At 40.6% G+C, this 24,306-nt stretch carries 16 protein-coding genes; 3 read left to right on the top strand and 13 right to left on the bottom strand.

Annotated features, from left to right (window positions below):
• Positions 1-240: 240 nt before the first annotated feature.
• The 13 genes from KZP23_RS13995 to KZP23_RS13935 all read right to left on the bottom strand — a co-directional run bounded on the left by KZP23_RS13995 (position 241) and on the right by KZP23_RS13935 (position 19,555).
• Positions 241-1,827, bottom strand: a complete 1,587-nt coding sequence (locus tag KZP23_RS13995; protein ID WP_226332373.1) for an N-acyl-D-amino-acid deacylase family protein — start codon at positions 1,825-1,827, stop codon at positions 241-243.
• Positions 1,814-3,343, bottom strand: a complete 1,530-nt coding sequence (locus KZP23_RS13990) for a glutamate racemase (RefSeq protein ID WP_226332372.1) — start codon at positions 3,341-3,343, stop codon at positions 1,814-1,816. Before KZP23_RS13990 ends, KZP23_RS13995 begins: the two co-directional genes overlap by 14 nt.
• Before the next feature lie 9 nt (positions 3,344-3,352).
• Positions 3,353-4,639: a serine hydrolase domain-containing protein gene (locus KZP23_RS13985; RefSeq protein WP_226332371.1), complete on the bottom strand. Its 1,287-nt coding sequence runs from the start codon at positions 4,637-4,639 to the stop codon at positions 3,353-3,355.
• Positions 4,640-4,721: 82 nt separating this feature from the next.
• Positions 4,722-6,134 (bottom strand): RagB/SusD family nutrient uptake outer membrane protein, encoded by a 1,413-nt coding sequence (locus KZP23_RS13980; RefSeq protein ID WP_226332370.1) that lies wholly within the window; start codon positions 6,132-6,134, stop codon positions 4,722-4,724.
• A gap of 12 nt (positions 6,135-6,146) precedes the next feature.
• A complete protein-coding gene (locus KZP23_RS13975; protein ID WP_226332369.1) occupies positions 6,147-9,491 on the bottom strand; it encodes a SusC/RagA family TonB-linked outer membrane protein in 3,345 nt (1,114 codons plus the stop codon).
• Between the two features lie 22 nt (positions 9,492-9,513).
• Positions 9,514-10,503 carry a FecR family protein gene (locus KZP23_RS13970; RefSeq protein ID WP_226332368.1) on the bottom strand — a complete coding sequence of 330 codons (990 nt, stop codon included), beginning with the start codon at positions 10,501-10,503 and terminating at the stop codon, positions 9,514-9,516.
• A gap of 93 nt (positions 10,504-10,596) precedes the next feature.
• Positions 10,597-11,196 (bottom strand): RNA polymerase sigma factor, encoded by a 600-nt coding sequence (locus KZP23_RS13965; protein WP_226332367.1) that lies wholly within the window; start codon positions 11,194-11,196, stop codon positions 10,597-10,599.
• Between the two features lie 864 nt (positions 11,197-12,060).
• Positions 12,061-13,176: an acyltransferase family protein gene (locus tag KZP23_RS13960; RefSeq protein WP_226332365.1), complete on the bottom strand. Its 1,116-nt coding sequence runs from the start codon at positions 13,174-13,176 to the stop codon at positions 12,061-12,063.
• A 112-nt stretch (positions 13,177-13,288) separates the two neighbouring features.
• Positions 13,289-14,428 (bottom strand): sialidase family protein, encoded by a 1,140-nt coding sequence (locus KZP23_RS13955; protein WP_226332363.1) that lies wholly within the window; start codon positions 14,426-14,428, stop codon positions 13,289-13,291.
• The gene (locus tag KZP23_RS13950; RefSeq protein WP_226332362.1) at positions 14,425-15,594 is read right to left on the bottom strand and encodes a cellulase family glycosylhydrolase; all 1,170 of its coding nucleotides are present in this window, start codon (positions 15,592-15,594) and stop codon (positions 14,425-14,427) included. The genes KZP23_RS13955 and KZP23_RS13950 overlap by 4 nt, the downstream gene beginning before the upstream one ends.
• Before the next feature lie 118 nt (positions 15,595-15,712).
• A complete protein-coding gene (locus tag KZP23_RS13945) occupies positions 15,713-16,726 on the bottom strand; it encodes a glycoside hydrolase family 43 protein (protein ID WP_226332360.1) in 1,014 nt (337 codons plus the stop codon).
• A gap of 35 nt (positions 16,727-16,761) precedes the next feature.
• Complete coding sequence (locus tag KZP23_RS13940; protein WP_226332358.1) at positions 16,762-18,339, bottom strand: family 43 glycosylhydrolase; 1,578 nt, start codon at positions 18,337-18,339, stop codon at positions 16,762-16,764.
• Positions 18,340-18,463: 124 nt separating this feature from the next.
• Positions 18,464-19,555: a family 43 glycosylhydrolase gene (locus KZP23_RS13935; protein WP_226332354.1), complete on the bottom strand. Its 1,092-nt coding sequence runs from the start codon at positions 19,553-19,555 to the stop codon at positions 18,464-18,466.
• Between the two features lie 324 nt (positions 19,556-19,879).
• Between KZP23_RS13935 and KZP23_RS23145 the strand changes: the two genes are divergently transcribed.
• The 3 genes from KZP23_RS23145 (at position 19,880) to KZP23_RS13920 (ending at position 24,306) form a co-directional block, all read left to right on the top strand.
• Positions 19,880-20,953 (top strand): acyltransferase family protein, encoded by a 1,074-nt coding sequence (locus tag KZP23_RS23145; RefSeq protein WP_394370931.1) that lies wholly within the window; start codon positions 19,880-19,882, stop codon positions 20,951-20,953.
• Between the two features lie 111 nt (positions 20,954-21,064).
• Complete coding sequence (locus KZP23_RS13925; RefSeq protein ID WP_226332353.1) at positions 21,065-22,057, top strand: glycosyltransferase family 2 protein; 993 nt, start codon at positions 21,065-21,067, stop codon at positions 22,055-22,057.
• Between the two features lie 416 nt (positions 22,058-22,473).
• Positions 22,474-24,306 carry an ABC transporter ATP-binding protein gene (locus tag KZP23_RS13920; RefSeq protein WP_226332352.1) on the top strand — a complete coding sequence of 611 codons (1,833 nt, stop codon included), beginning with the start codon at positions 22,474-22,476 and terminating at the stop codon, positions 24,304-24,306.

Genomic DNA, 24,306 nt, shown 5'->3' with positions numbered 1-24,306 from the left:
TACCTTTGAAATATCAAACAAAGACAAATGGTCTTTTATACTGTAGGGTGTTGAAATTGGCAGACAAGCCCTCCTGTCTCGAGGGTGGAGAATCTGGGATAAAGCAAATATCGAGCTCGTGTTTTGCCTAACTACTCCGTGGAGGTTCGAGTCCTTCTCCTACAGCAGGTTATTTTGGGTTTATTGTTAATTGACTAAAGCTATGAGATATTGTTTCATGGCTTTTTTGTTTTAATCCCCTTAAAGCTCATGTCTTAAAGATCTTCCTGCGAGTTTTCCTGTGTATTTTCCTTTTTCGATAGCCATTTCACCGTTTACCCACACATATTCCATTCCACTGGCTTCTTCATAGGGGGCTTCAAAAGAAGCTAAATCCTTTACTTTTGAGGGATTGAAAAGAATCAAATCAGCATAGAATCCTTCTTTTATATATCCTCTATCTTTTATTTTAAAAGTTGTAGCTGTCAAACCTGAAGAGCTGTGAATCATAAAAGGCAGATCAATCACTTTTTCCTCCATCACATACTTGTGCATCTTCCTCGAAAAAGTCCCAAACTGTCTAGGATGTCCTGCGCCTCCATCAGAACCTGTCATGACCCATTTTTGTTGCATAAATAGATTGAGATCACTCTCTTTCATATTAAAGGAAATGACCTGAATACCTCCATCCTTTTTGAGCACTTCTTTCACCGTTTCTGGTAAACTTAATGCCAGTTGTCTGGCCATATCCCCAAGACTAAGTCCAACCATGCTAGAATCCTTCGCAGCAGAAAAAATAAGCGATTCAGCACCGCCCCGCTTACGGATATTCTCTACAATTCCCGAAACAATCGAATCACGAAGACTCGGCATATCAAATCTGGCTACCATATTTTCGTAACCACCATCTTCTGCCCACCTTGGAATCAATGCTGCTTTTAAGGTAGTTCGTGATGCCAAATAGGGATATTGATTGGCGGTAACTTTAATCCCCTCCCTTCTGGCATCTTCTACAAGCTGGATAACTTCAGGGCTTTTATCCCAAACGTCAGTGCCCAGACATTTAATATGAGAGATGTGTACATCCACTCCAGACGCCCTTCCTATATCAATTGTCTCTTTCACTGCATTCATCAAGCCAATATTATAAGAGCCTTCATCTCTCATATGAGTATCATAAATACCATCATAGGACGAGACTACTTTAGATAACTCAATGACTTCATGCATATTGGCAAAACTTCCCGGTGCATAGAATAGCCCTGTTGAAATCCCAAAGGCGCCATCCTTCATGGATTGTTCCACCACTTTTTTCATCTCTTCCAACTTTTCAGGACTGGCCTCCTCAGCCTTCATGCCCATCACCACCCGTCGCACCGAACCATGGCCCACCAAAAGTGCCGCATTGGTACCTATTCCTTCCCGTTCCCATTCATCAAGCTTTCTCTTGATGGGCATTGGACTGCTTCCATCATTTCCAGCAAACACAGTAGTCACGCCCTGTTTTAAGTACCTAATATTTCCTTTTTGTTCTGGATCAGACAATTCCCTATCCACATGGGTATGTGGATCTATGAAACCAGGTGCCAAATAAAGCCCTTCCGCATTTATAACTTCTTTTGGCTCTACCTTACGCTCACCGCTTTCTCCCACATAACTTATCCGATCATCCGTAAGGCCCACCTCCAAAACTTTAGCTGGAGAACCAGTACCATCAAATACCTTAGCTCCAGTAATCAGCAAGTCCACTTTTACCTTTGGCTGACATGAAAAGCACCATAATAAACAAAGGCCAATCCAATAAACCCTAAAGGGAACTTGCTCTTGTTTCATTTCAGTTGCTTTCATTGCCTGTCAATTTTGGAGTGTTTGCCAAGGCAGGGATAAGTGAAAAAGTCGATGGAATGGAACTAGAAAGCCGCTCTATTGTTTCTGCTGGAATATTCTCCGAAGAGAATGGCACTACTTTCACATATTCTTGGATCTCCCCTTCATTTCTACCATACTTGTAAGCATAAGGAAAGCGGCCATTTTCATCGATCTTCACCTTTGCATTATCTTGATTGGGAACACTGATATAAAACTCACTGTCCTTTATGCTTCCTTTGGGATTAAAAAGCTTCTTTTCGGACAAGTAAGCATAAAGTTCCTTTGCCACATTGATAGAAGGATCGATGATAGCCACATCCTTTTCCATAAATTCTCTATAGATGTATTTCCCATTCTTTTGGTACTCATAAAGTTCATCCAGGACCATATCGATATCGGAAGTCAGGTAAGGATAATGTGTACAGCCCAATACAATTGCTTTTAAAGGTAATGCTTTAGGATCCTTTCTGATTTGTTCCATCAAAGAGACCAAGTGGTATCGAACATAATTCTCGGAATCATTGATTTGAAGTACTTGACAATCATCTGTATTCCTGGAATCGCAAAGCATCTTGGAATGGTCAAAATCAAAATTATAGATATCCATCAAGGTCTTATCTATAGGAAATTCCGCACTTTCCAAAGATGGACCACGGTAATTTTTCCGGGGCGATGCGGCATCTCTATCTATAAAATCAGGCTCTTCATCCACCACTTCTGCAATACCGTGACCACCTTGATTATAGACTTGGATATTGCCCGTATATGCAAGTTCATCTTTGATCCGCATAATGGTGTTTTCATATCCCTTTGAAGCTACCGTACCAACAGTTGCCATCACGCCTATAGCACCATCTTCATCTTTACTCAATTCCTGTAAAGCCCCTCTCGCCCCTGCGTCAATCACTCCAATTACATATAACTCAATTCCCGATTTTTGAATAAAGGAATCAATTAATTCTTTACCATAGGCCGTAGCTGTATTACATGCAATAACAAGCGTTTTGATGGGGCTTTTGTTAATAGCAAATTCAGTAGCGCTTTTGCTTTCATAATATTTATTGGAAAGCATAAATTGGGTATCCTTGATGATATGTTCTACCAAAAGATCCGTTTTATCTTCACTTGAATAGTTGCCATATGGCATGTTAGCCTGATCGGCAAGGTAAATAAATTTTTCTCCCTCAAAGTCCGGTTTCCCATCCTTGCCCTGCTGCTGATTTCCATTTTGGTGTTCATCAAACTGTACAAGCGCATCCAATACGGTCAAACCACCAGTTCCTGAATCGAACACACCAATTGGCAAGTTGCTGTCCATTTCAGGATACTGCTCAAAATCGATATAGTAAAAATTGTCCGTTTCTTCTAAAATGGCCTTTTCAATGGCCGTCGAATGAGGTTGTGGGGCTTTTTCTTTATTGGCTACTTTCTCACTGCACGAATACAGCACAAAGGTAATACCAGCCAAAAGGCCATATTTTTTCATTGGTCTCATTGCAATTTCCTATTGATGAAGATTTTGTTTTATCGCTTGAAGATCCTTATCAGCATAAGAATAATGATCTTTATCTACTCCTTTCAACCAAGTATTGAGGTCAAATCCAGGTTCACAGGAAAGCTTGTCATATTTTTCTTTTAAATCAGGCAAAATAGGAGCAGGATCCCGGCCAATGGTTATGGCATCCACAGCTTCCCTGATTTCCTTTATATAAGCACCATGATGGGTATTGTTAAGCAAAACAACCGTACTTTTTATGTCCCTAAACCGCTTGATATAACTTAGATTGCCTGCCCAACTTCCCGTATGATAACTTACATCCCCCACTTCCTCATCTGAATAGTTGTGAAAACCATAGCCGTAATCCGTCTCCACTCCTTCAAAGTCTACAGGCCTAAACATAGCTTGTTTACGATCTTCTTCCAAAAACGCATTGGTATACAATAACTGATCCCAGCGGAGTAAATCCTCTATACTCAAAGACAATCTACCTGGCCCTAATCGATCACTCAAAAAATAATAATACGATTTTCCCGGCATATATTCAGGTCTTATATAAGCACAGGAATCCTTTGACCACATAAATGATGGCGCGTAACCTTCCATATCATAAATTTCTGAGCGCTGATAAAAGTTTGCTTGCTTTAATCCAAACGGCCGGAAAAGGTTTTCTTCTAAATACCCATCCAAAGCCTGTCCAGAGGCGGCTTCAACTATTTCTGCCAGCATTACATAACCGGTATTGCTATAGGAATAATCCGTTCCCGGCTTAAACATAGGCTTTGGCTTGAATTCTAAAAAATAAGCCAAAATATCCTTATTATTGGCCATTTGATCAACTGGCCAGTTTTCTATAAAATAAGCCGTATAATCTGGCAATCCTCCCGTGTGACTGAGCAAATGTTTGATTTTCACCCCTTCATAAGGAAAACCTTTTGGTAAATAGTTGCGAATATCCTCATTCAAGGACAATTTCCCCTCTTGTTCCAAATGCAGCAATGCCGCAGCGGTAAACTGCTTGGAAACAGAAGCTACTTCCATGGCTGTATGTGGACTAAAACGCGTATTATCTTCCAGATTAGCTAATCCATACCCTTTACGGAATATAATATCTCCCCTATCAACTACCGCTACAGCACCATTAAACAATCGATGCTCATACAAATAATTGAACAGGCTATCCAGTTTTTTTGCTTTCTCATTACCCTGAGCAACAAAACCGCCTTGATGACCTCCACAACTGCTTACGAGGAGCATCACGCCCAAAAAGAGTTGGGGGATTATTCTTATCATTGCTTTTTTCATAGCAGATACCTTGATAAAAACAGCCAAGAGAAATCATTGACTTCCCTCGGCTGTACACATTATATAAGGGTTAATAGTCTGGATTTTGAGGCGCTATATTTGGATTCGCATTTAACTCTGATAATGGAATCGGCAAAATAAAGCGATCATTGGGATAGCTTTCCTCTATCACCGCTACACCTTGATCTATATTCACGTTCATTTTATTTCTGTTCAAATCAAACAAACGGTGTCCTTCAAAAGCCAACTCTTTTCTTCTTTCATCCAATATCCTAAGCAATAATGCATCTCCGCTTGCTACCACTGGATCGGCTTCCGGATCTCTGGACAGCACTATGGTATTTAAATCTTCTAAGGCCATTATTGGCTGACCAGATTGAGCATATGCCTCGGCCCTGATCAGGTACACTTCAGCAATCCTTAATATTTTGACATCATCATCCTGCAAGGCTCCCTGAGGAAATTTCATCACAAATAGTGCATCATCTTCCGCTCCGCTCTTTGGCTTTCTTTCAATTGCGGACTTTCTTACATCCGAATCTGAATATATTCCATAAAGGCCCTCCGTAACCAAAGCGTCCGCATAACCTGCCTCATCAAAGAAATGTCCCAGGCCATTGGTTCCCGCATTGTCCGCTATGGTATTGACAATTTCGAAAATAACTTCCGCATTGTAATCCTCTGACCATATAGCGCTATAATTCTCCGCATCCAATAAGCCATAGTCACCGCTTTCGATCACCTCAGTGGCCATATCTGCAGCCAAATCGTATTGTTCGGTATAAAGGTATGCCCTGGCCAATAATGCTTTTGCTGCATTGCTGGACAGCGTCCCGTTAGCGCTTGCTTTGCTCATCAGTTCAATGGCCTTATTCAAATCACTAATGATCAGATCGAAACCCTCTTTCACCGTATTTCTGGAAGGCGAAATCGGATCATCACCGATAGATTCAATAACTGGAATTCCAGCATGGCCTGCCCCTGCTGAAAAATTAAAAGGCTGTGCAAAAAAGCGCGTTAAATCAAAATGAGCCAAAGCCCTTAATGTATAAGCCTCCCCTATCATTTGGTTGGCTTCCTCCTGCTGAGCACCATTGAGCATCAATGCCTCTCCACCTTGGATGGCCCTGGTTGCATTGATCACCACCTCATAAGCTGTATTCCACAGGTCCTCGGCATAGCTATCCTGCTCCCGCACGATAAAATTATGGTAGTCCAAATATCTACCTGTATTTCGTAAGCTCAAATAAAGATTATCTGCCATCAATTCCGGAATCACATAGACAGAACGTCCATAATAGCCACTTCCCTGAAGTTTACTATAAGTACCGTTCAAAGCTGTCTGTAAGGTATTTACATCTGTGATGGCATTATTGGTTGCTACACTTTGTTCTGGATCAATTTCAAGAAACTTTTCGCTACAGGAAGTCAGACTTCCCATAACCAATGCTCCTGCAAGAAAATATATTGTTGTTTTCTTCATGATTATGCCTTTTTAAAATGAAAAGTCTATACCTATCAAATATTGCCGGGAAGTAGGAATACGCAAATCCGTCATCCCTGCAATACCCACTTCTGGATCTGATTCCAGGTCTTTGTCATTTACCCAAGTCCATAGGTTATTCCCTCTAAGGTAGATCTTGGCATTACTGATTTTCAACCTGCTCAAAAGTGTATTGGGAAGGTTATAAGACAAGGTTATATCCCTCAATCTCAAGTAAGTTCCATCATATAAGAAACGGGATGAATGTTGACTGGAACTACCAGACTGGGTATTTCCCCATACGACTTTAGGAACATCCGTAATATCTCCTGGTTCCTGCCATCTTCTTTCATAAATCTTTCGGCTCATATTACCCCGGTCATTCAATTGGGCACTTCCATCACTGGCTACATAGCGCCCCCAATAATCATAGACCTTATTGCCATAATTAAGGTAGAATAAGAAAGACAGGTTGAAACCTTTATAACTCAAATTATTGGTCAATCCGGCAAAAAACTTAGGAGAGGCACTTCCTTGCTCATAAGGATCAGCATTACCATAATCATTGGTCGTTTCTGTTTCTGAAGCATCCGTGTACCATAGCGCATCTCCATTTTCGGGATCTACTCCTGCGTAACCTGGCATATAGAAGGTGTAAAAATCCGCTCCTTCTCTACGAATATACTGCCCGTCCACTATAGCTTCATCCTCATTTAGCTTAAGTACTTCGTTTTTGTTGGTAGTCAAGTTAAAATCCGTGCTCCAGAAAAAGCCCTCTGCCTGGTCTATATTTACTGAGCTCAAACTAAATTCCCAACCACTGTTTTGCATTTCCCCAATATTTGCCAAATAACTGGTAATACCATTTGTACCTGAAATTGGCACATTGAGCAGTAAGTCTGAAGTGACGCGGTTATAATATTCCACTGTACCGCTCAAGCGTTTAAACACCCTGAAATCCAGCCCAATATTCAATGGCTTGTTCTTCTCCCAAGTCAAATAAGGATTGGATTGTTGGGAATAAGCGTAACCTGGCATGCCATTATAATCATTACCAGTATTATAAAGACCTCTGGATTCAAAATCTCCAATTCCCTGGTTACCATTGATACCATAACTACCTCTAAGCTTCAGTTCATCCACGAAGTTTTCTCCAAAGAAAGTCTCTTTATGTATATTCCATCCCAAGCCCACAGAGCCAAAATTGGCATAGCGAACAGATGAACCAAAGCGAGATGAGCCATCTCTTCTCCCCGTTATATTTAAGTAATAGCGTTCACCAAAAGCGTAATTGGCACTTAGAAAAAAGGATGAAATGGAGGATGCGGTTTTTTCAGATGAGGCATTCTTGTAAACAGAGGCATTGGCTAAGGTAGTCAGGCCTGGAGCTCCATAATTACTCGCATAAGCATAAACGGAATTAGCGGAGATTTGCTGTGCTTCCTGCCCTAAGGTAAAGCTAACACTGTTATCATCATCCATTACCCACCTGTATTTAAGCAAATTAGTCACGTTCCAATTGACCACGATATTGGTATAAGCTCTTCCACGACCCCCATCATTTCTTGCTTCTCCGAAATAAGGATTATCATATTGAAATTCATCTGCCAGATTAAAGTCCAAGTTGGCCCTGGTCTCAAAAGAGAAATTGTCCATGATATCATATTTCAGACCTACATTACCCAAAGCATTATAAAGCTTCGTTTCCCGAATATTTTCATTCACCAAACCCACCGGGTTATAGGTCAGGAGAATGTCCGTATTATAACTTCCATCCTCATTATATACCGGCTCCCAAGGTACTTCCCTGAACATACTTCTTACAGGGTTATTGGCACTTCCTGCCTCACTATTGGTATGCATGATCTGCGTGTTGGCAGCCAAGCCCAAATCCAGTGTCAATTTACTGGTGGCAGAATGCCTAACATTAACCTTGGCATTTAATTTTTCATAATCAATCCCAATAATCGGTGCTTCTTGATCATAATAACCTACTGAAGAATAAAAGTTAGTCTTTTCGTTTCCTCCAGAAGCACTGATAAAATACTGTTGGTAAGAACCGTCCCTGGTGATTACATCAAACCAGTTGGTATTGATATTTTCATCTATTCTACTATAAATATAATCTTCGGCTTCTTGGGGACTATCACCATAATTCACCCTGGATTCTACCAGCAACTCCGCCAACTCTGGAGTGGTCAAGGGCTTGTTCCTATCATCCAATAGGACCTGGCTGGTGCCCCTTTGCACACTTACATCGAACTTGGTCTTTCCTGACTTTCCTTGTTTGGTCGTTATCAAAATCACCCCATTGGCGCCCCTAGACCCATAAATAGAAGTAGCCGATGCATCTTTCAATACTGTCATAGAAGCAATATCATTGGGGTTCAATCCAGCAATGGTATTGGAACTGGTTGCAATCTGGGAAATATTACCCGCCACAACAGGTATCCCATCTATGACATATAGGGGATCAGAGCTGGCATTGATAGAGCCCACCCCTCTGATTCGGATATTTGGAGAGTATCCTGGCTGACCACTCGGAGATGCTGACTGAACACCAGCAATATTACCTTGCAGACTCTCCTGGAAAGAAGCCCTTGGTGCACCTTGTACCTTTTCCAATTTCACGTCCACAGCAGAACCTGTAAAGGAGGCCCTTGACTGCTCATCGTAGGCTACTACGATCACCTCTTGTAAGGTCTGAACATCATTGTCCATGACTACGTCCAGCTGGCTTTGGCCAGCATTCACGGTCACCTCTTTTTTCTTATAGCCTACAAAAGATACCACCAAGGTAACTTGACCATCAGGGACATTCAGTTCAAAGGAACCGTCCAAATCAGTGATCGTTCCTCTAGTGGTCCCCTTTATCATAATGCTCACCCCTGGCAGGGTCTCCCCATCACCTGCGGTCACCACACCAGTTACAGTCCTATCTATTCTCTTTGAATTGCTCACGGCCATGTGCTCCAGTCTTCTTGCTGATGTTTGGGGCACAGTAGCCTGATCTCTATCTACCTTTTTTACGGTATAAAAATTGGCTTTGATCCGGTCAAACTCCAAAGCGGGGTTTTCTGTGGTAATTTGTTTCAGCACCTCACCAAGGCTAAGGCTTTCCAGCAATTGGAAATCCCCTTTTACCATTGACTGACTGATTTCATCTTTATACAAAAACGAAACGCCATATTTACCTTCTACAGTTTTCAAAAGATCGGTGAGGCTGACCGTCTTTGTTTTGTTTGAGCGTGTATTCTCCACTTGGTAATTATAGGACAAGGTCTCTTGCGCAGGCCTTGCCATCCCCAAATTCCAAGCTAAAACGCACCCCATAATCGGTAAAAACTTTACTTTCATATTGTTTATGGGTTAGATATGGTTAGTGAATTAATTTGATTACATTTTCTTCCCTTACGATCTTTATTTCCAATAAAGAACGAAGTCCATCCAAAAGGTCATCCACATTCTTTGAAGGGACTACACCGGATAATTTTTCATTCAACATCTCAGCATCATTGACGATAACCGTAAATCCATAATCGTCTTTCAAAATCCTGACGATCTCCTTTAGCGGTGTCTTATCAAAAACAAGCTTGTCATTCTTCCTGCTGGTATATATCTGAGTTTCCACTTCCTTTTTGATCAACAAATCATTTTGATGATCTATCTCCACCAATTCTCCAGGAACCATCTTGATCTCATCCTCTCCGGTGGTCTGCGCTATCTTAAGTGCAACGGCACCTGATTCCAGCACTACCCTAGAGGTAGTAGGTCTTGCTGTCACAGTAAATGTGGTGCCCAATACTTGTACATCAAATTTCCTTGACGTGTGTACGGTAAACTTATTGGCCGCTTTCATCTTAACTATGTCGAAATATCCTTCGCCCTCAAACCAAATTTCCCTGGCCTCATCATCCAGCCATCCCTCTTTGAATTTGAGTTGGCTATTACCACTCATATGCACAGCGGATCCATCAGGAAGGACCACGTCTGCGGATTCTGCATAGGCCGTCCGATAGGTCTTATAAGTCCCCCAACCCATGATAAAATAAACCAGCGCAGCAGTAAGCAATGCCAAGGCTCCCAAAACGGCTGCCATTGAACCCTGGCCTATTGCATTCCGTCTTTTGGTCATTGCGGGTTTGTGCTCCAGGGAATGGGATGCCTTGAGAATATCTTCCGCGGTGATTTTTGGTCTCAGGATGGTTTTCTGACCTTGATCCATGGTAGCAAAGTCCTCATCCAAGCGCAGACTCAGGTATTGTTGACCTTCGGGCGTGGACAACCAGTCCAAAACTTTCTTGGCTTCACTGGTTTTCAATTGATTGTTGAAATAACTGGCTAACTTTTCCTCACTAGGTCGGTTCATTGACTTTCGGGTGTTTTGTAAGGAATACACCCGAAGGTTACCGAAGTATTACGCTAGGATGAAAAAAAGTTTATTTTTCATATTTCTGGAGGATCAAGAAAGTTTATCCATCGCATAAACTGACAGCGCGATCACTGAATAATACTTACTCACAAAGTCTTGTACAGATTTCAATCCCTTTGTATACTGAGACTTAACTGTATTGATAGAAATTTCCAGCTTTTCAGCCACCTCTTCATTACTGAGCCCGTGGACCGTTTTTAATAAAAAAATCTCTTTTCTCTTTTCAGGCAAAGATTTAATGGCTTCTTGATAAACCTTATTGGTTTCATTATAAATCACTTGTTCTTCCGTCTTGTTGGTAGCCGGTGAATTCGTCGCCAATAACTCCACATGCTTAATAATTTTTCGCTTTTCATCCCGAATCATGTTTAGAATGATTCGCTTTGCAAAAGTAACGATCAAAGGCTTAATGGGCTGTTTTGAATCAATATGAGCGCGATAATTCCAGAGCTTCAAAAAAGTATCTTGTACCACATCATTGGCCAAATCCTCCGACTTTAAATATTTTAAAGCGATGTAATACACTTGAGGAGAATATTCCTTGAACACCTTGGAAAATGCTTGCTCATTGCCATGGGCTAATTGATCGATGATCGCATTTTCATTTTCCTGATAGTTGGTATTAAGCATAAACAGACCTTACTCCTCGATTAAATAGAAGCCTAAAGGTGAAAAAAAATATTTAATATTCACAAACAAGCTTTCTTTAACAAACTAAAAACCAGTAGCAGACATCATTTTTTTCATTTTAACGGTAAATTAAAACAATACCATATGAAATAGTATGGCTAATCCATACAACGAAATACGGAGTAATGAAATCATGCTGATTTTTGGGGAAAATATAAACTGATCTGTCCTGCAGCTATTGATCTTGATTAAAAGTCCTCCTTTTCAAGACCAATACTTATGATCACCATCCGCATTCCATTTGGAATCTTTTTTGGGCTGTCTGAAGCACGGGAAGAGGCTTGGTATTAATACTACCAACCTACCACTTCCCTCCAACGTCTTAACCATTCCCTTAGGATAGATCCGTTACTCCGTTTACTTTTCTTTGGATCAAACAGGTTACATACCCAAATTATCTTCGGATTTCTCTCGGTAATGTCCGAGCTTGATCCGAAGGTGATACGAAGGTGATCCTTGAGTGATCCGAAGATTATTCTGTTTTACCCCAAAACAAGGTGAAGTCAGGGTAAGGACGTAATACACCGAAATAGGCAATAAAACCTGAACTCCACCAAAGGAGTACCACTATCAAACCTGAAAATTTGCAGGTACTTAACTGAGGTTTTACGGGATGAAATTAGTTGCTGCATGAAGTGTATTCAGCAGTAGAATTTTTTCACACTTTTTGGTCTGAGCAGAAAAAGGCATAAAGGTCGTGATTTGTAACCTAAACTGGATTTGTCATGCCTTCCTAAATCTAGTTATCCATAGTAAATCAGATAGAACCCTTAAAACGATAGAAAACATTGAGGTCTGAAATTTTTAAACAACCAGACTTTTCTTTACCTGAGCTTTCCTTTTCAGTCTATCTTTTAAATATCTCCGAATGGGCTTATCCATATATTCCATAACAACATAGGCAAGGCCTATCAAAAGCACCGTCCCAAAACAGGTGATAAGGATCAGTTCATTCATATCTGGACTGTAAGCTTCCCAATAACTATAAAACAGCCATATAAACGGATAATGGACCATATAGAGTGGATAAGAAATTTCGCCGGATAAAACACAGATCTTTTGGTGTGAAGGTTTCAATGTCGCTCCAGCCCCTAAAGCTACTAGAAAAGGAAAATAAAAGATTACAATCACAGACTCCGTTATCCAGTTGATAGAGGCTTCATAAGGAAATAATAAAGCGGCCATCAATAAGACTGAGAGTACACCAAATCCCAGCCTAGATTTGATAATCCAGTTATTTCGATAAACCAACATCCCTGCCAAAAATGAGAAAAGAATACGAGCTCCTCCACCCCAGAAATTATCTCCTCCCCATCCTATACTCAGGTTTTCATAATAATACGCTGAATACCAAAGCACGATCGCTGCCAAAACAGCAAGCAGCCATAAAGCCTTATTACGTAATTTAAATAGGACAAAGGCATATATAATATTAGCAATATACTCCCAAAACAACGACCAGGTCGGAGGATTCAAATGAAAATTATTGAAATAGCGTTCAGGAACCAATGGATATGGAATCATCAAACAAGAAGTCACAAATAACATCACATTTTCTCCGAAACTATATTCAAAAATCAGATCACTAAAAGGATCAAACACAAATGCAAAAAGCCCTACTATAGAACCAATAATCACCAAAGGCTGTAAACGTATTAGCCTCATCTTAAAGAACTGCCCTGCTCCTATTTTCGTTATCCTATTGTCATAAGCATAAGCAATTACAAAACCCGATAAGCAAAAGAAAAAATCCACAGCCAAATAACCATGAGCAATAAAATTATCATGGTAATCCGGAACTATAATTTCCATAAAGTGAAAAACGACTACAGCCACGGCTGCCAATCCACGAAGTCCGTCTAGAATTTCATAATGCTTCTTGGTTTTCAGAAGCTTGGTATTACTTACGGTGGAATACATTTATCTACTGCTTATTATTTCAGATTCTTTTGAATGCTTTCGCAAGGAAATAATTTAGGCGGAATATACAGTAACCGTTTATATAAATTACTGGAACAGGCTTATCACCGCATTACTTTTTGACCAAATCCCCTTTGATCATCCAGACTTCAGTATTTCCCTTTGTCGAATAGGCATTGGTACTGCTAAGGGCCAAAATACGGCCATCGTCCAAGACAGTAATGCTATTCCAATGTCCGATGCCCCCTTCCTTCATATCAAAAGGCCAGGTAGGACTGGTAAAGTTATGTGCATGTTCATCCCCTATCACTACTGCCATTTGTGCATTTTCCAGCTTATCCCCCCACTGGAAGGACAATAAAGTAAGACCAATGTCAGACTGGGCCAAATAAGGCGCACCCACATAATCTTCTTGTGGAATTTTCTCTGCGAGGGCATATTTGCGCATGGGGCTATCCGCGCCCACGGTTCCATTCCAATCCATTCCCTCATTATGAATAATATAGGGCTTAAAAGGACCAAAGCCATTATCCTCTATGGCCATGGCTATACCATCCTTGCCTTCCAATACAATAGGCACAGGCATACCATCTCTGCTTCCTTTGCGGTAACTAACCGTTTCTGCTTCCTTGGTCCAACTATGTCCTCCATCCTGCGAGGCTACCATAGCGATCCTCTGCTCATTAGAGGAAGTAAAGACAGCCTCATCTGCAAAATATAATTGGATGGTACCATCAGGTAATTGTAAAAAGACAGGTTCCCAGCAGCCGTTTTCAAAACTGGTCCCTGCCGAATAAACCAATTGGTCTTCTTTCCAAGTTTGACCATGATCACTGCTTCTGATCGTCCTAATGGCAAAGTGCTTTCCCGACTGATCTCTTCTTGGCCGAGGGTTATAGCCCAATAAAATATCCCCATTTTCAAGCACTGTAAAATCAGGAACGGACATTCCTACTCCATCCTGCCTAGCTGCTACCAAAATGGGCGTCCCCCAAGTTCCCTGATCTTTAAGCCTAAAAAATATATTTCCATCTGCTTCAAAAGCAACCCCTAGTTGTCCATTGGCCAAGACCCTTGCCCGGGCATAACCCGAATAACGAAAACTGTCGGTAGAAACCCTTTCGAGACTAGATTGATCCCAATGGATGGTATAATCTGCGGGACTAGGGGAACTTCCCGTTCCTAAGCTGGAACAGGAAGTCATGAATAATAAAATACAAAAACCCCACAGGTTCAATCTCTCAGTTTTCATCTTTCTGTCAAAGATTTGATCAGATCTGTTTCAGATTTTTTGTATGGTCTACCATCTGTATGGAATACTTCATGAAACCATAATTCAGGCTCATCTGTATAAGTCTTTTCCCAACTGTCCCAAGGATATTTGGTCTGGGTCTTGCCATCTACCAAGCCCCAGTTAAACATCCCGATGTTTTCCGCTTTGGCAATAGGTAAAAATCCTTCAAAGGTACTTCCGTTTGGACGTGCCATATATTCTGTACAGATCATCGGACGGTCATACCTTTTTAACCAATTGATGCGCTTTTGGAATTCTTCCGGAGAATCGTAATTATGAAAGGATATGATATCAGAATTTTCAATTTGGGCTATCTGAATAGGGCTCATTACCTCTTCAGATGACCAATCACCCAACCAAACCCCAGATGTCAAAGGTTGAACAGGGTTTTGTGACCTTGCCCAAGTAAATGCCTCCTTCATCAGCGGCAATACATAATCCACCTTATTTGGATGCTCCTTATCGCGGTAAGAAACCCCTGTATCATTGTCCGGTTCATTCCATATATCCCAACCTAAAATCCGCTCATCTTTTGCAAACCTACCAACAACAGCCTTCACATATTTCTCCAGTCTAGGATATTGGGTAGAATCGGCCAAAGCATAATAACCAGGGCTTTGTACCCAGCCGGAATTATGGACATGAGGCTTAGGGGCACGCTGCTCTCCAGCCTCTACAAATGGATCCCAACAAGAATCAAAGAAAACAAATAAAGGTTTCATACCATGCTTATCCATAAGCCCCAGCATCGTATCCATCCTATCCAAAAACCCTTCAGGATCCTGCTTATATGCTAAATCATGGAGGTAAACCCTCATGGTATTCATACCTATTTCTTCTGCCCATCCCAGTTCCTTATCAATCAACTCAGGAGAGAAGGTTGCTTCCTGCCACATTTCCAGTTGATTGATGGAATTGCTTGGATTAAAATTGGCCCCTACCAACCACTCTTGATCGGCATACCAAGCCTTTGCTTTCTCTTTGGACCATCTTGCTACAGTCTCCACTGTCTCACTTGCCTCTGATTCGGATTGCTTTTCTCCAGCTCCTCCTTTTGGTCCGCAGCTAATCGCAATTGCAATTAGCCCCAAACAATTCAATATTTTCAAATACTTACTTCCCATATTTTATTCTTAAGACCACAGATTTAAAGGATAGGCACAGATCCAAAAATTAATTTTAATATCTGTGTTAATCAGTGTCCATCTGTGGATAATTCATGCTAATTCATTTGATCAATAACTAATCTATTTCTCTTTCTGCCACACCTTCAAAGGTGATTTTCACAGGTTTGATTTTTCCATTTTCATCAAATTCCATCTTATCAATACTGGTCGCTCGATGGTTATGATGGGTTTCTGTCAATGGTCTTCTATGGTATACTATATAATACTCATCTTCTCCAGGAACTTGGATAACCGAATGGTGTCCTGCACCGGTAGCTACTTCAGGATCTTGCTGAAGAATCTTCCCTTCTCTTTTAAAAGGTCCAAATGGGCTATCAGCAATGGCATAGGCTACGGAATAGTCAGGTCCTCCCCAGCCACCTTCCGACCACATAAAATAATATTTACCATCACGGATAAACATAAACGGTCCTTCTACATAACCTTCAGGAGTGACTTCCTTGTACATTTCGCCATCTTCAAAAGGCACAATACCCGTAAAATCATCATTCAATTTCACAATATTACAATGTCCCCATCCTCCATAATACATATAATAGGTTCCATCTTTATCCTTGAATATATACTGGTCTATAGGCTGGGCACCATTGACAATCTCATTGATCAAAGGTTTGCCTAATAAATCCTTAAAAGGGCCTTGTGGTTGGTCAGCAATGGCTACACCAATACCTCCCACCTCTCCTTCATGGACATCATTAGCAGCAAAAAACAAATAATATTTATCATCCTTACTGATTACTCCAGGTGCCCACATGGCCTTTTCTGCCCATTTCACCTCTGTCGTATCTATGATTCTTTCATGCTTGGTCCAATTCACCAAATCCTTGGATGAAAAAGCATCCATGAACACCTGCTTTTCATAGGCATCCGAATAAGTTGGGTACACCCAGTAGGTGTCATCATAAACGATGGCCTCAGGATCAGCATACCAACCCTCAAAAATTGGATTTCCAGACATTTTGGTGCTTTCCTGCACCTCTTCCTTGGCCTCCCCTTCTACCGTTGACTTGGTATTGCAGGCAAAAGTCCCCGCCAGGGCAAATAGTAAAAGTCCGTTTATTTTTTTCATGTTTCTAGTGGGTTTAATGTATTATACCTTTTCAATTATTTATGTTCAATATTAACATTTTTAAAATTCACCGTTTGAGCTTCACTTCCTTTGGCAAAAAGCCCCAATCGGAAGCCCATACCCCAAGGCACCAAATGCGCCGCATCATATTCTTCTCCAAGCTTCACCCATTCTCCCTCAGTTTCAGCATAGGAAAATTGAAGCAAATGTCCCTCTTTTACCACCATTCTTAAATTGGCCTTTTCACTAGTCTTCAAGCTTCCTTCTGCCTTTACTACTAATGCTTTATCCCTGTTTTCTATCACCTGCACCTTGTCATCCACAATACCAATCCCAAAACCTGCTACCGGTGCGCCAAAACCGTTATTTGCACCTCCTACCAATAGCAAACCACCCATAGCATCTGAATTAGACGGGTCGATTCCTACTTCTATCTCATATTCTGTTGAGGTGGAAGTTTGTACCAGCAATGAACCCAGTCCCTCATTTTCTTCCGAAGCCTTTAACAATAAGCCATTTTCACCAGTGGAATATTGAATATCTTGGGTCACTCTCCACTGCCAAATAGGATTCAGTTCAGGATTGAAATCATCAGAAAATGTCAAAGAAACTTTTTCGCGATCATAACTGGCATTGTTCTCAAAAATCGGCCATCCCTCTTCGGTCCACTTGATTTTTTCCAAGACACCTTCCCTGCCCACAAAAACACTCCCTTGGGTGCTGTATGCATGGTATAATAAATAATGATCTCCGTCTTTTCTTACTACCGTTCCATGACCAGCACACTTCCAGTTTTCATTGTCCTTCAAAACAGGGTTATGCTCATATTTTTCCCAAGGCCCCAAAAGCGATTTGGCCCTGGCCACTCCTGCTTTATAATTACAGGCCTTATCACAGCAGGCCCCCGCAGAATAGGTGGCATAGAAATAATCGTTTTCCCTGAAAATACATACTCCTTCAACCAGGTTCAACTCCCAATCCACATCATTTCTGAAAAGCTCCTTTGGCTCGCCCAATAACTGGGTCCTTTCCTCATTGATCTCCTGTGCCCAGATTGGGGTAGGAAGGCCCCTACTGTTACCGTCTTCCTTCCATGTCAGGTAGAGTTTTCCATTTTCATCCCGCACCTCAAACGCATCTATTGAGCCCGCTTCTTGTGCTACCAATGGCCCATGATCTTTGAATTCACCTTCAGGGGAATCAGCACTGGCTACGGCCACGCTTAGACGGTTACTGGTCTTATCTCTGGCAGTATAGTAAGCATAGAACTTACCCTGTTTTTCATCATAAGAGAGCTCCGGTGCCCAAAAATTATTCCTGGCCCATTCGGGTGCTCCATCAGGAAACACATAATTGACCAATTCCCATTGTACCAGGTCTGGAGATTTATAAATGGGAAAAAGCGGGGCCCACTCATTGGAGGTAGTGGAAGCGTAATAGTACTCACCGACCTTTACCACCGTAGGATCCGGACGGTCTCCAGGCAAAACTGGATTTACGATAACAGTGGCTGATGCTGTTTGTGCTTCTTTGTTATCCTTGGCCGTTTGACAGGCACTAATAATCAAAAAGGCCAGAAATGATAAAAGCAGCGTAACTCTATTGGTGCTCATTTTCTATATCAGTTAAGTACCCATTGTATTTGTTGAGGGCAGAGCCCACAAACTGTAATGTACAGTTTGCAAAGCTTGCCCGCAACGGGTTCAATAGGTATAGGGTTATTTTTTTATCTATGGTTTAATCTAGTTCTTTATCAGGTAAATAAAAATCAAAGGGCTTATTCCTGTCTGCCTTCAGGCTTTTTCCATCAAAGGTCAAAGGAGCCACTTGAATAGTAGTTCTATGGTTTTGATGAAAGGATTGATCAGGCTTGGTCTCTGAGTGGCTGTTTCTTCCTGGATGTGTGAAGTAAAAAACATAAGCTTTATCTCCAAAAACCAACACATCCCCATGTGCCCCACTTGGACGATCATCTTCTCTGGTGGAAGGCTTGTCCAAAATAAGTCCCTGCTTCTCCCAATTTTGAAGATCATTTGAGCGATATACTCTCAATCCATGCCATTCATCAGTAAGCATCCAATAGAAACCTTTGTATTCAAACACTTTGGGGCCTTCGTGCGCCCCACCGCCAATAGCGGGTATATCCTTTGTTTCCCAATTCACCAAATCATCCGATTCCGACACCATGGTAATACCTCCACGGCTGTCATCTTTATACCAAATACGAAACTTATCATTGGGCATTTTGAAAATCGTAGCATCAATGATCTTATCAGAGGAAAGCGTCAGGGGACCATGATGCTCCCAATCCCACAAATTTTTGCTGGTAAAATAATGGATATTACTCTTTCCTCCCCAATGATTTCTTACGCCTTGAATATATGAAACAAACATATGGTACTTTCCATCATGACAAATCACTTCTGGTGCCCAAAAAGTATTCCAGCCCTTTTCAAATTCCAAATCCAAATAGCCTCTAAAAACCCAAGTTTGCCCATGGTCCTTTGTCTCCGCTATTCCAATGCGGTTTCCATAATAGGCAGACACATCTTGTGTGGGCATATTGGCCCTTCGGGCAGTATATAACATCCACCAGGATTGTTCACCTTTGTTCCACACCATCACAGGATCTGCCGCCCCATCATAAATAGGATCTCTAAATATCGGAGCAGGTGCATGGCTAAGATCATCATGTTGAGCCATCAGGGAATTGCTCGACAGCAATAAAAAAAGCACCAAGCAAGCAACATTCAATAGCGACCTCAAAAAAACATTCGCTAAAAACAGTTTATGAAACCGCTTGGGATAATGGTAAATATATTCATTCATAGTAATTATTTTGGGCCAACCTACTTAGCAAGCATCAACTAGGATGATTCAATAACTCAAAACTACTCCAATAAATAGAAAGGACGGTAGCAAAAAACCGTCAGGAATTGGCAATTATTCTTCTAAAGAGGCCACAAAAGGATTTTTCGCTACTTTCCACTCATTTCTCCTAAGCCAAAGTTGCTATTAGACATCGTCATGTTGATGGATTTATGGGATTTCATGAAGAAAAGTTAATATTTGACCGTAAAATTGTCTATCATTTGTTTCACTTTTGAATCCATAAATCCCAAACAATTTTAACCATTCCTTACTTCTTTAATTTTGAATGAATTGAATACTCCATATTTACCAGCGCTCACCGGTATCAGATTCATAGCAGCTTTGATGGTGTTTTTTCATCATATCCCCCCATTTACTATTGAACAAAGCCCATTATTTTTCATTAAATCCATCAAAGAATTTCACGTAGGAGTAACCATCTTTTTTGTATTAAGTGGTTTCATCATAACCTATAAATACCTATTGAATAAAGATTTCGACTACAAGGAATACCTTTGGAATAGGTTCACTAAAATATATCCATTATATTTTCTATTGACCATTTTTACATTCGTAATTTATGTAGGATATTATCAATCATTTACCTACAACAAGCTCCTTGAATTGTTAATGAACCTCACTCTATTAAAGGGGTTCTTCAGCAGTTTTATATTCACCGGAATTCCTCAAGCATGGACACTATCTGTAGAAGAATGTTTCTATTTGATCTCACCAATATTAGCCCCAGCTCTTTTTAAAAATATCCCGACAAGGATCATCACGCTTTCCATATCTATCATCACATTAGGTATTATTGTTGGATATTTAGGCCAACATATACTAGCTTCTGACTTTATCCCAAATTTGAAATTCCTGTTTAACTTTTCTTTTTTTGGAAGAGTATTCGAGTTTCTGGTAGGGATGGTATTAGCGAAGTTTTATGTTCAAAACAAAAAAAAACATATCAAGCGGTGTACATTCCTAGGGGGATTTGGAATAATTATTTCTATTTATGCCTTATCGATTATTGCCAAGTTCCCGGATACCGGAGATCACAGTTGGCAGGGAATCATAATTAACAATTTCATTTTACCCTTATTCGGAATAGCCCCTTTCTTTTGGGGATTACTCAATGAAAAAACCTGGATTCAAAGATTTTTAGGTTCAAAACCAATTCAGATTCTGGGCAAAAGCAGCTATGCCTTTTATTTGATCCATGCTGGCATTTTCCAAGAGTACTTGGATATCCACATTTCTTCTGTGTTATTACTGCTTATTATGCTCTATTTCATTTCCTTTCTACTTTATTATTTTGTGGAAACCCCTCTTAAAAATAGGCTGAGAACTTTGATGTAATTAATTTTGACAAATAGCGCTATTTTTGTTCTAAAATAAAATCAACTGCTGTCTCATTTTTCCGAAAATTCCCGTATAAGTACCATTAGCCAAAATTGATCCCATAATTTAATGTCATACACCAAAAGTATCTCTATCATCATCCCCAACTATAATGGGCAAACATTGCTCGAAAAGTACCTGCCTTATACATATAGGGCCATTGAAAATTCTGGGGCTGATTTTGAGATAATCGTTGTGGATGATGCCTCCCAAGACAGTTCCCTTAATTTCATAAGCAAATACTACCCAAATATTATCCTATTGGCCAACAAAGAAAACTGTGGTTTTTCTTTCACCTGCAATCAAGGCATCCAAATGGCCCAGCATGATCTGGTGCTTTTGCTTAATTCAGACGTAAAGCTAGAAGAAAACTATTTCGCAAAACTTTGGCCTTATTTTGATCTTCAAGACACCTTTGGAGTAATGGGAAGGATCATTAATCCGGCAGGTAAAATAGAAGATGCTGCCAGAATGATGGCCTTTCAAGGATTAAAATTCAAAGCTACCCATTTCTATATCAACAAGGATATTTCCCAAAAGACACCTACGGCCTATCTCTCCGGTGCCAATGCTTTAGTGGACCGTAAAAAGTTAATTGAACTTGGAGGATTTGATGAAATCTATTCGCCCTTCTATGTGGAAGATGTAGACCTGAGTTTTAGGGCCTGGAGGCTTGGATGGAAATGTTACTATGAACATGAAGCCATTTGTCATCATGAAGTATCCTCCACCACCAAAAAAGAACATTCCAAAAAGACACTTTACCCTGTCTTATACAGGAATAAATTTATTCTTCAGGCCGTTCACTTGGATGGAATCAAGCTGTTTCTTTGGAAAATTCAATTATTGACTATAGAAGTATTTATAAGAGCCTTATTGGGGAAATGGTGGATTATCAAGGCCTATTTTAGTTATCTAAAAAAGAAACCTGATATCCACTTTTCCAGAAAAAAAATAAAAGATCTAATGAAAAAACATCAAGGATATAAAGGTCTGTTTGATATTCGAAAAAACGTCTTTGACTCCTTAAAGAGCGGGAAAATTGAGAGGTTGAAAGCGTGAAAAGATCTGCTTATCCTTCAATATAAACGAAGTGAAAGTGATATATAGCAATCTCAACTTCTAAAAAGGAGATTGCTTCGTCGTTCCTCTTAGCATTGACAGTAACATGAATCAAATTGTCATACTGACTATATAGCCTGTCCCAATTACTTTCGGGAAAGCATCTCTTCCAGTAACAATTAACTAAAGAGATTCCTCCTTTGTCGGAATGACATCGATTAGAAGCTCACGTCATAAAACACTTTGTGTTTAGATATATGTTACCTCTCGGATTGATGTATAAACATCTACCTTACTCTGTAGTGTGTAAAAAAAGTGGGCAAGCAAATTAAATAAAGTACCTTTGCAGAAAATTAAGCTGCATGCATCCGTATCTATTTATGGAACATGCAGTCGAAAAAATATTTAAATATTAAATGAAAACCTATTTCAGATTACTGGCATTTGCCAAACCTATAGAAAAGTTCGCTGTCCCTTACTTGATCTTCACCTTGTTGGGCGTGATTTTCAATACCCTCAACCTGGCCATGCTTGCTCCATTATTGAGCACTTTGTTCAATACTCAGGGAGACGATACTGCAGAAATCCTTAAACCAGAAAGTTGGACGGACGTTTTTGGCTATCTCAACTATTATGCAAATATCGCTAAAGTCGAATATGGTCCATTGGGAGCACTCCAAGCAGTATGTGCGGTAATCATTATTTCAGTGCTTTTGGGCAACCTCTTCCGCTACCTCTCCCAATTGGTCATGGAGAATCTAAGGATTCACACCTTATTGAACTTAAGAAAAAGAGTCTTTGATAATGTGATGAACCTACATGTGGGTTATTTCAGCAACCAGCGAAAAGGAGATATCATTTCCAAAATATCATCCGATGTACAAGTGGTACAGTTTTCAGTCACTGGGACTTTGCAGGTGATCTTTAAGGAACCCCTACAGCTGATCGCCTATATTTTCATGCTCTTTGCCATATCTTATAAACTGACCATCTTTTCTCTTTTGGTCATTCCGGTTTCAGCATTTTTTATAGCTCAAATAGTCAAGAGACTAAAAAAACAAGCTTCCCAAGCCCAGCACCTTTACGGTGTAATGATCAGCTATTTGGATGAAGCCCTTTCAGGCATTAAGATCATCAAAGCCTTCAATGCCACAGAAATGATCAAGGACAAATTTCATGGTGAAAATGTCCGCTTTTCCATGCTAGGAAAGAAAATGGCCAAACGCCAACAAATGAGTTCTCCTGTTTCCGAATTCTTGGGTGTAACCATGGTTTCAGGTATTGTACTTTACGGAGGCTCCTTGATCATCAACAACCAATCTGAACTCAGTGCATCTGACTTTATCGCTTATATCGCCTTATTCAGTCAGGTGATGCGTCCGGCAAAAGCACTGACCAACTCCTTTAGCTCTATACATTCAGGATTGGCTGCTGGAGAAAGGGTCTTGGACCTAATAGATGAAAAGCCTGCGATCAATGACGCTAAAGATGCCATAGACATCAAAGCATTCAATGAGCAAATAGAAATCAAAGACCTTTCCTTCTCCTATCCAGGAAGGCCAGTACTCAAAGATGTTAACTTAACCATTCCCAAAGGAAAAATGGTGGCTTTGGTAGGCCCCTCTGGTGGAGGAAAATCCACTATGATGGACTTATTGCCACGTTTTATTGAACCGGACAGTGGCCAGGTATTATTAGACGGTAATGATATTTCCCATATTTCCATGGATTCATTGAGAAACCTGATGGGAATGGTCAACCAGGAATCCATCCTATTCAATGACAGTATTTTCAATAATATAGCCTTTGGCGTACCTGAAGCTACACAAGAAGAAGTGGAAGCAGCTGCTAAGATTGCCAATGCGCATGAATTTATCATGCAAACCGAAAATGGCTATCAATCCAATATGGGCGACCGTGGATTAAAGCTTTCTGGCGGGCAAAAACAAAGAATCTGTATTGCTCGGGCAGTGCTTAAGAATCCTCCTATCATGCTCTTGGACGAGGCTACTTCTGCCTTGGATACAGAATCAGAAAAACTGGTACAGGATGCCCTGAACAAGCTAATGAAAAACCGTACTTCCCTGGTCATAGCCCACCGATTAAGCACTATTCAGAACGCCGACATTATCGTGGTATTGGAAGATGGAAAGATCATCGAACAGGGCAGCCATCAGGAGCTCGTAGCCAAAGATGGCTTGTATAATAAGCTGGTCAATATGCAACAGTTTACAGAAATTGAAGGATAA

Origin of the sequence: Echinicola marina, assembly GCF_020463795.1 — a bacterium.
Classification (GTDB): domain Bacteria; phylum Bacteroidota; class Bacteroidia; order Cytophagales; family Cyclobacteriaceae; genus Echinicola; species Echinicola marina.
Note: the sequence above shows the minus strand (reverse complement) of the source record. Positions and strands in the feature narration are given on the sequence as shown.

What these genes read in the sequence shown, in the direction of transcription:
- KZP23_RS13995 (WP_226332373.1), bottom strand. Translation starts at nt 1,827, where the DNA reads ATGAAAGCAACTGAAATGAAACAAGAGCAAGTTCCCTTTAGGGTTTAT.
- KZP23_RS13990 (WP_226332372.1), bottom strand. Translation starts at nt 3,343, where the DNA reads ATGAGACCAATGAAAAAATATGGCCTTTTGGCTGGTATTACCTTTGTG.
- KZP23_RS13985 (WP_226332371.1), bottom strand. Translation starts at nt 4,639, where the DNA reads ATGATAAGAATAATCCCCCAACTCTTTTTGGGCGTGATGCTCCTCGTA.
- KZP23_RS13980 (WP_226332370.1), bottom strand. Translation starts at nt 6,134, where the DNA reads ATGAAGAAAACAACAATATATTTTCTTGCAGGAGCATTGGTTATGGGA.
- KZP23_RS13975 (WP_226332369.1), bottom strand. Translation starts at nt 9,491, where the DNA reads ATGAAAGTAAAGTTTTTACCGATTATGGGGTGCGTTTTAGCTTGGAAT.
- KZP23_RS13970 (WP_226332368.1), bottom strand. Translation starts at nt 10,503, where the DNA reads ATGAACCGACCTAGTGAGGAAAAGTTAGCCAGTTATTTCAACAATCAA.
- KZP23_RS13965 (WP_226332367.1), bottom strand. Translation starts at nt 11,196, where the DNA reads ATGCTTAATACCAACTATCAGGAAAATGAAAATGCGATCATCGATCAA.
- KZP23_RS13960 (WP_226332365.1), bottom strand. Translation starts at nt 13,176, where the DNA reads ATGTATTCCACCGTAAGTAATACCAAGCTTCTGAAAACCAAGAAGCAT.
- KZP23_RS13955 (WP_226332363.1), bottom strand. Translation starts at nt 14,428, where the DNA reads ATGAAAACTGAGAGATTGAACCTGTGGGGTTTTTGTATTTTATTATTC.
- KZP23_RS13950 (WP_226332362.1), bottom strand. Translation starts at nt 15,594, where the DNA reads ATGGGAAGTAAGTATTTGAAAATATTGAATTGTTTGGGGCTAATTGCA.
- KZP23_RS13945 (WP_226332360.1), bottom strand. Translation starts at nt 16,726, where the DNA reads ATGAAAAAAATAAACGGACTTTTACTATTTGCCCTGGCGGGGACTTTT.
- KZP23_RS13940 (WP_226332358.1), bottom strand. Translation starts at nt 18,339, where the DNA reads ATGAGCACCAATAGAGTTACGCTGCTTTTATCATTTCTGGCCTTTTTG.
- KZP23_RS13935 (WP_226332354.1), bottom strand. Translation starts at nt 19,555, where the DNA reads ATGAATGAATATATTTACCATTATCCCAAGCGGTTTCATAAACTGTTT.
- KZP23_RS13925 (WP_226332353.1), top strand. Translation starts at nt 21,065, where the DNA reads ATGTCATACACCAAAAGTATCTCTATCATCATCCCCAACTATAATGGG.
- KZP23_RS13920 (WP_226332352.1), top strand. Translation starts at nt 22,474, where the DNA reads ATGAAAACCTATTTCAGATTACTGGCATTTGCCAAACCTATAGAAAAG.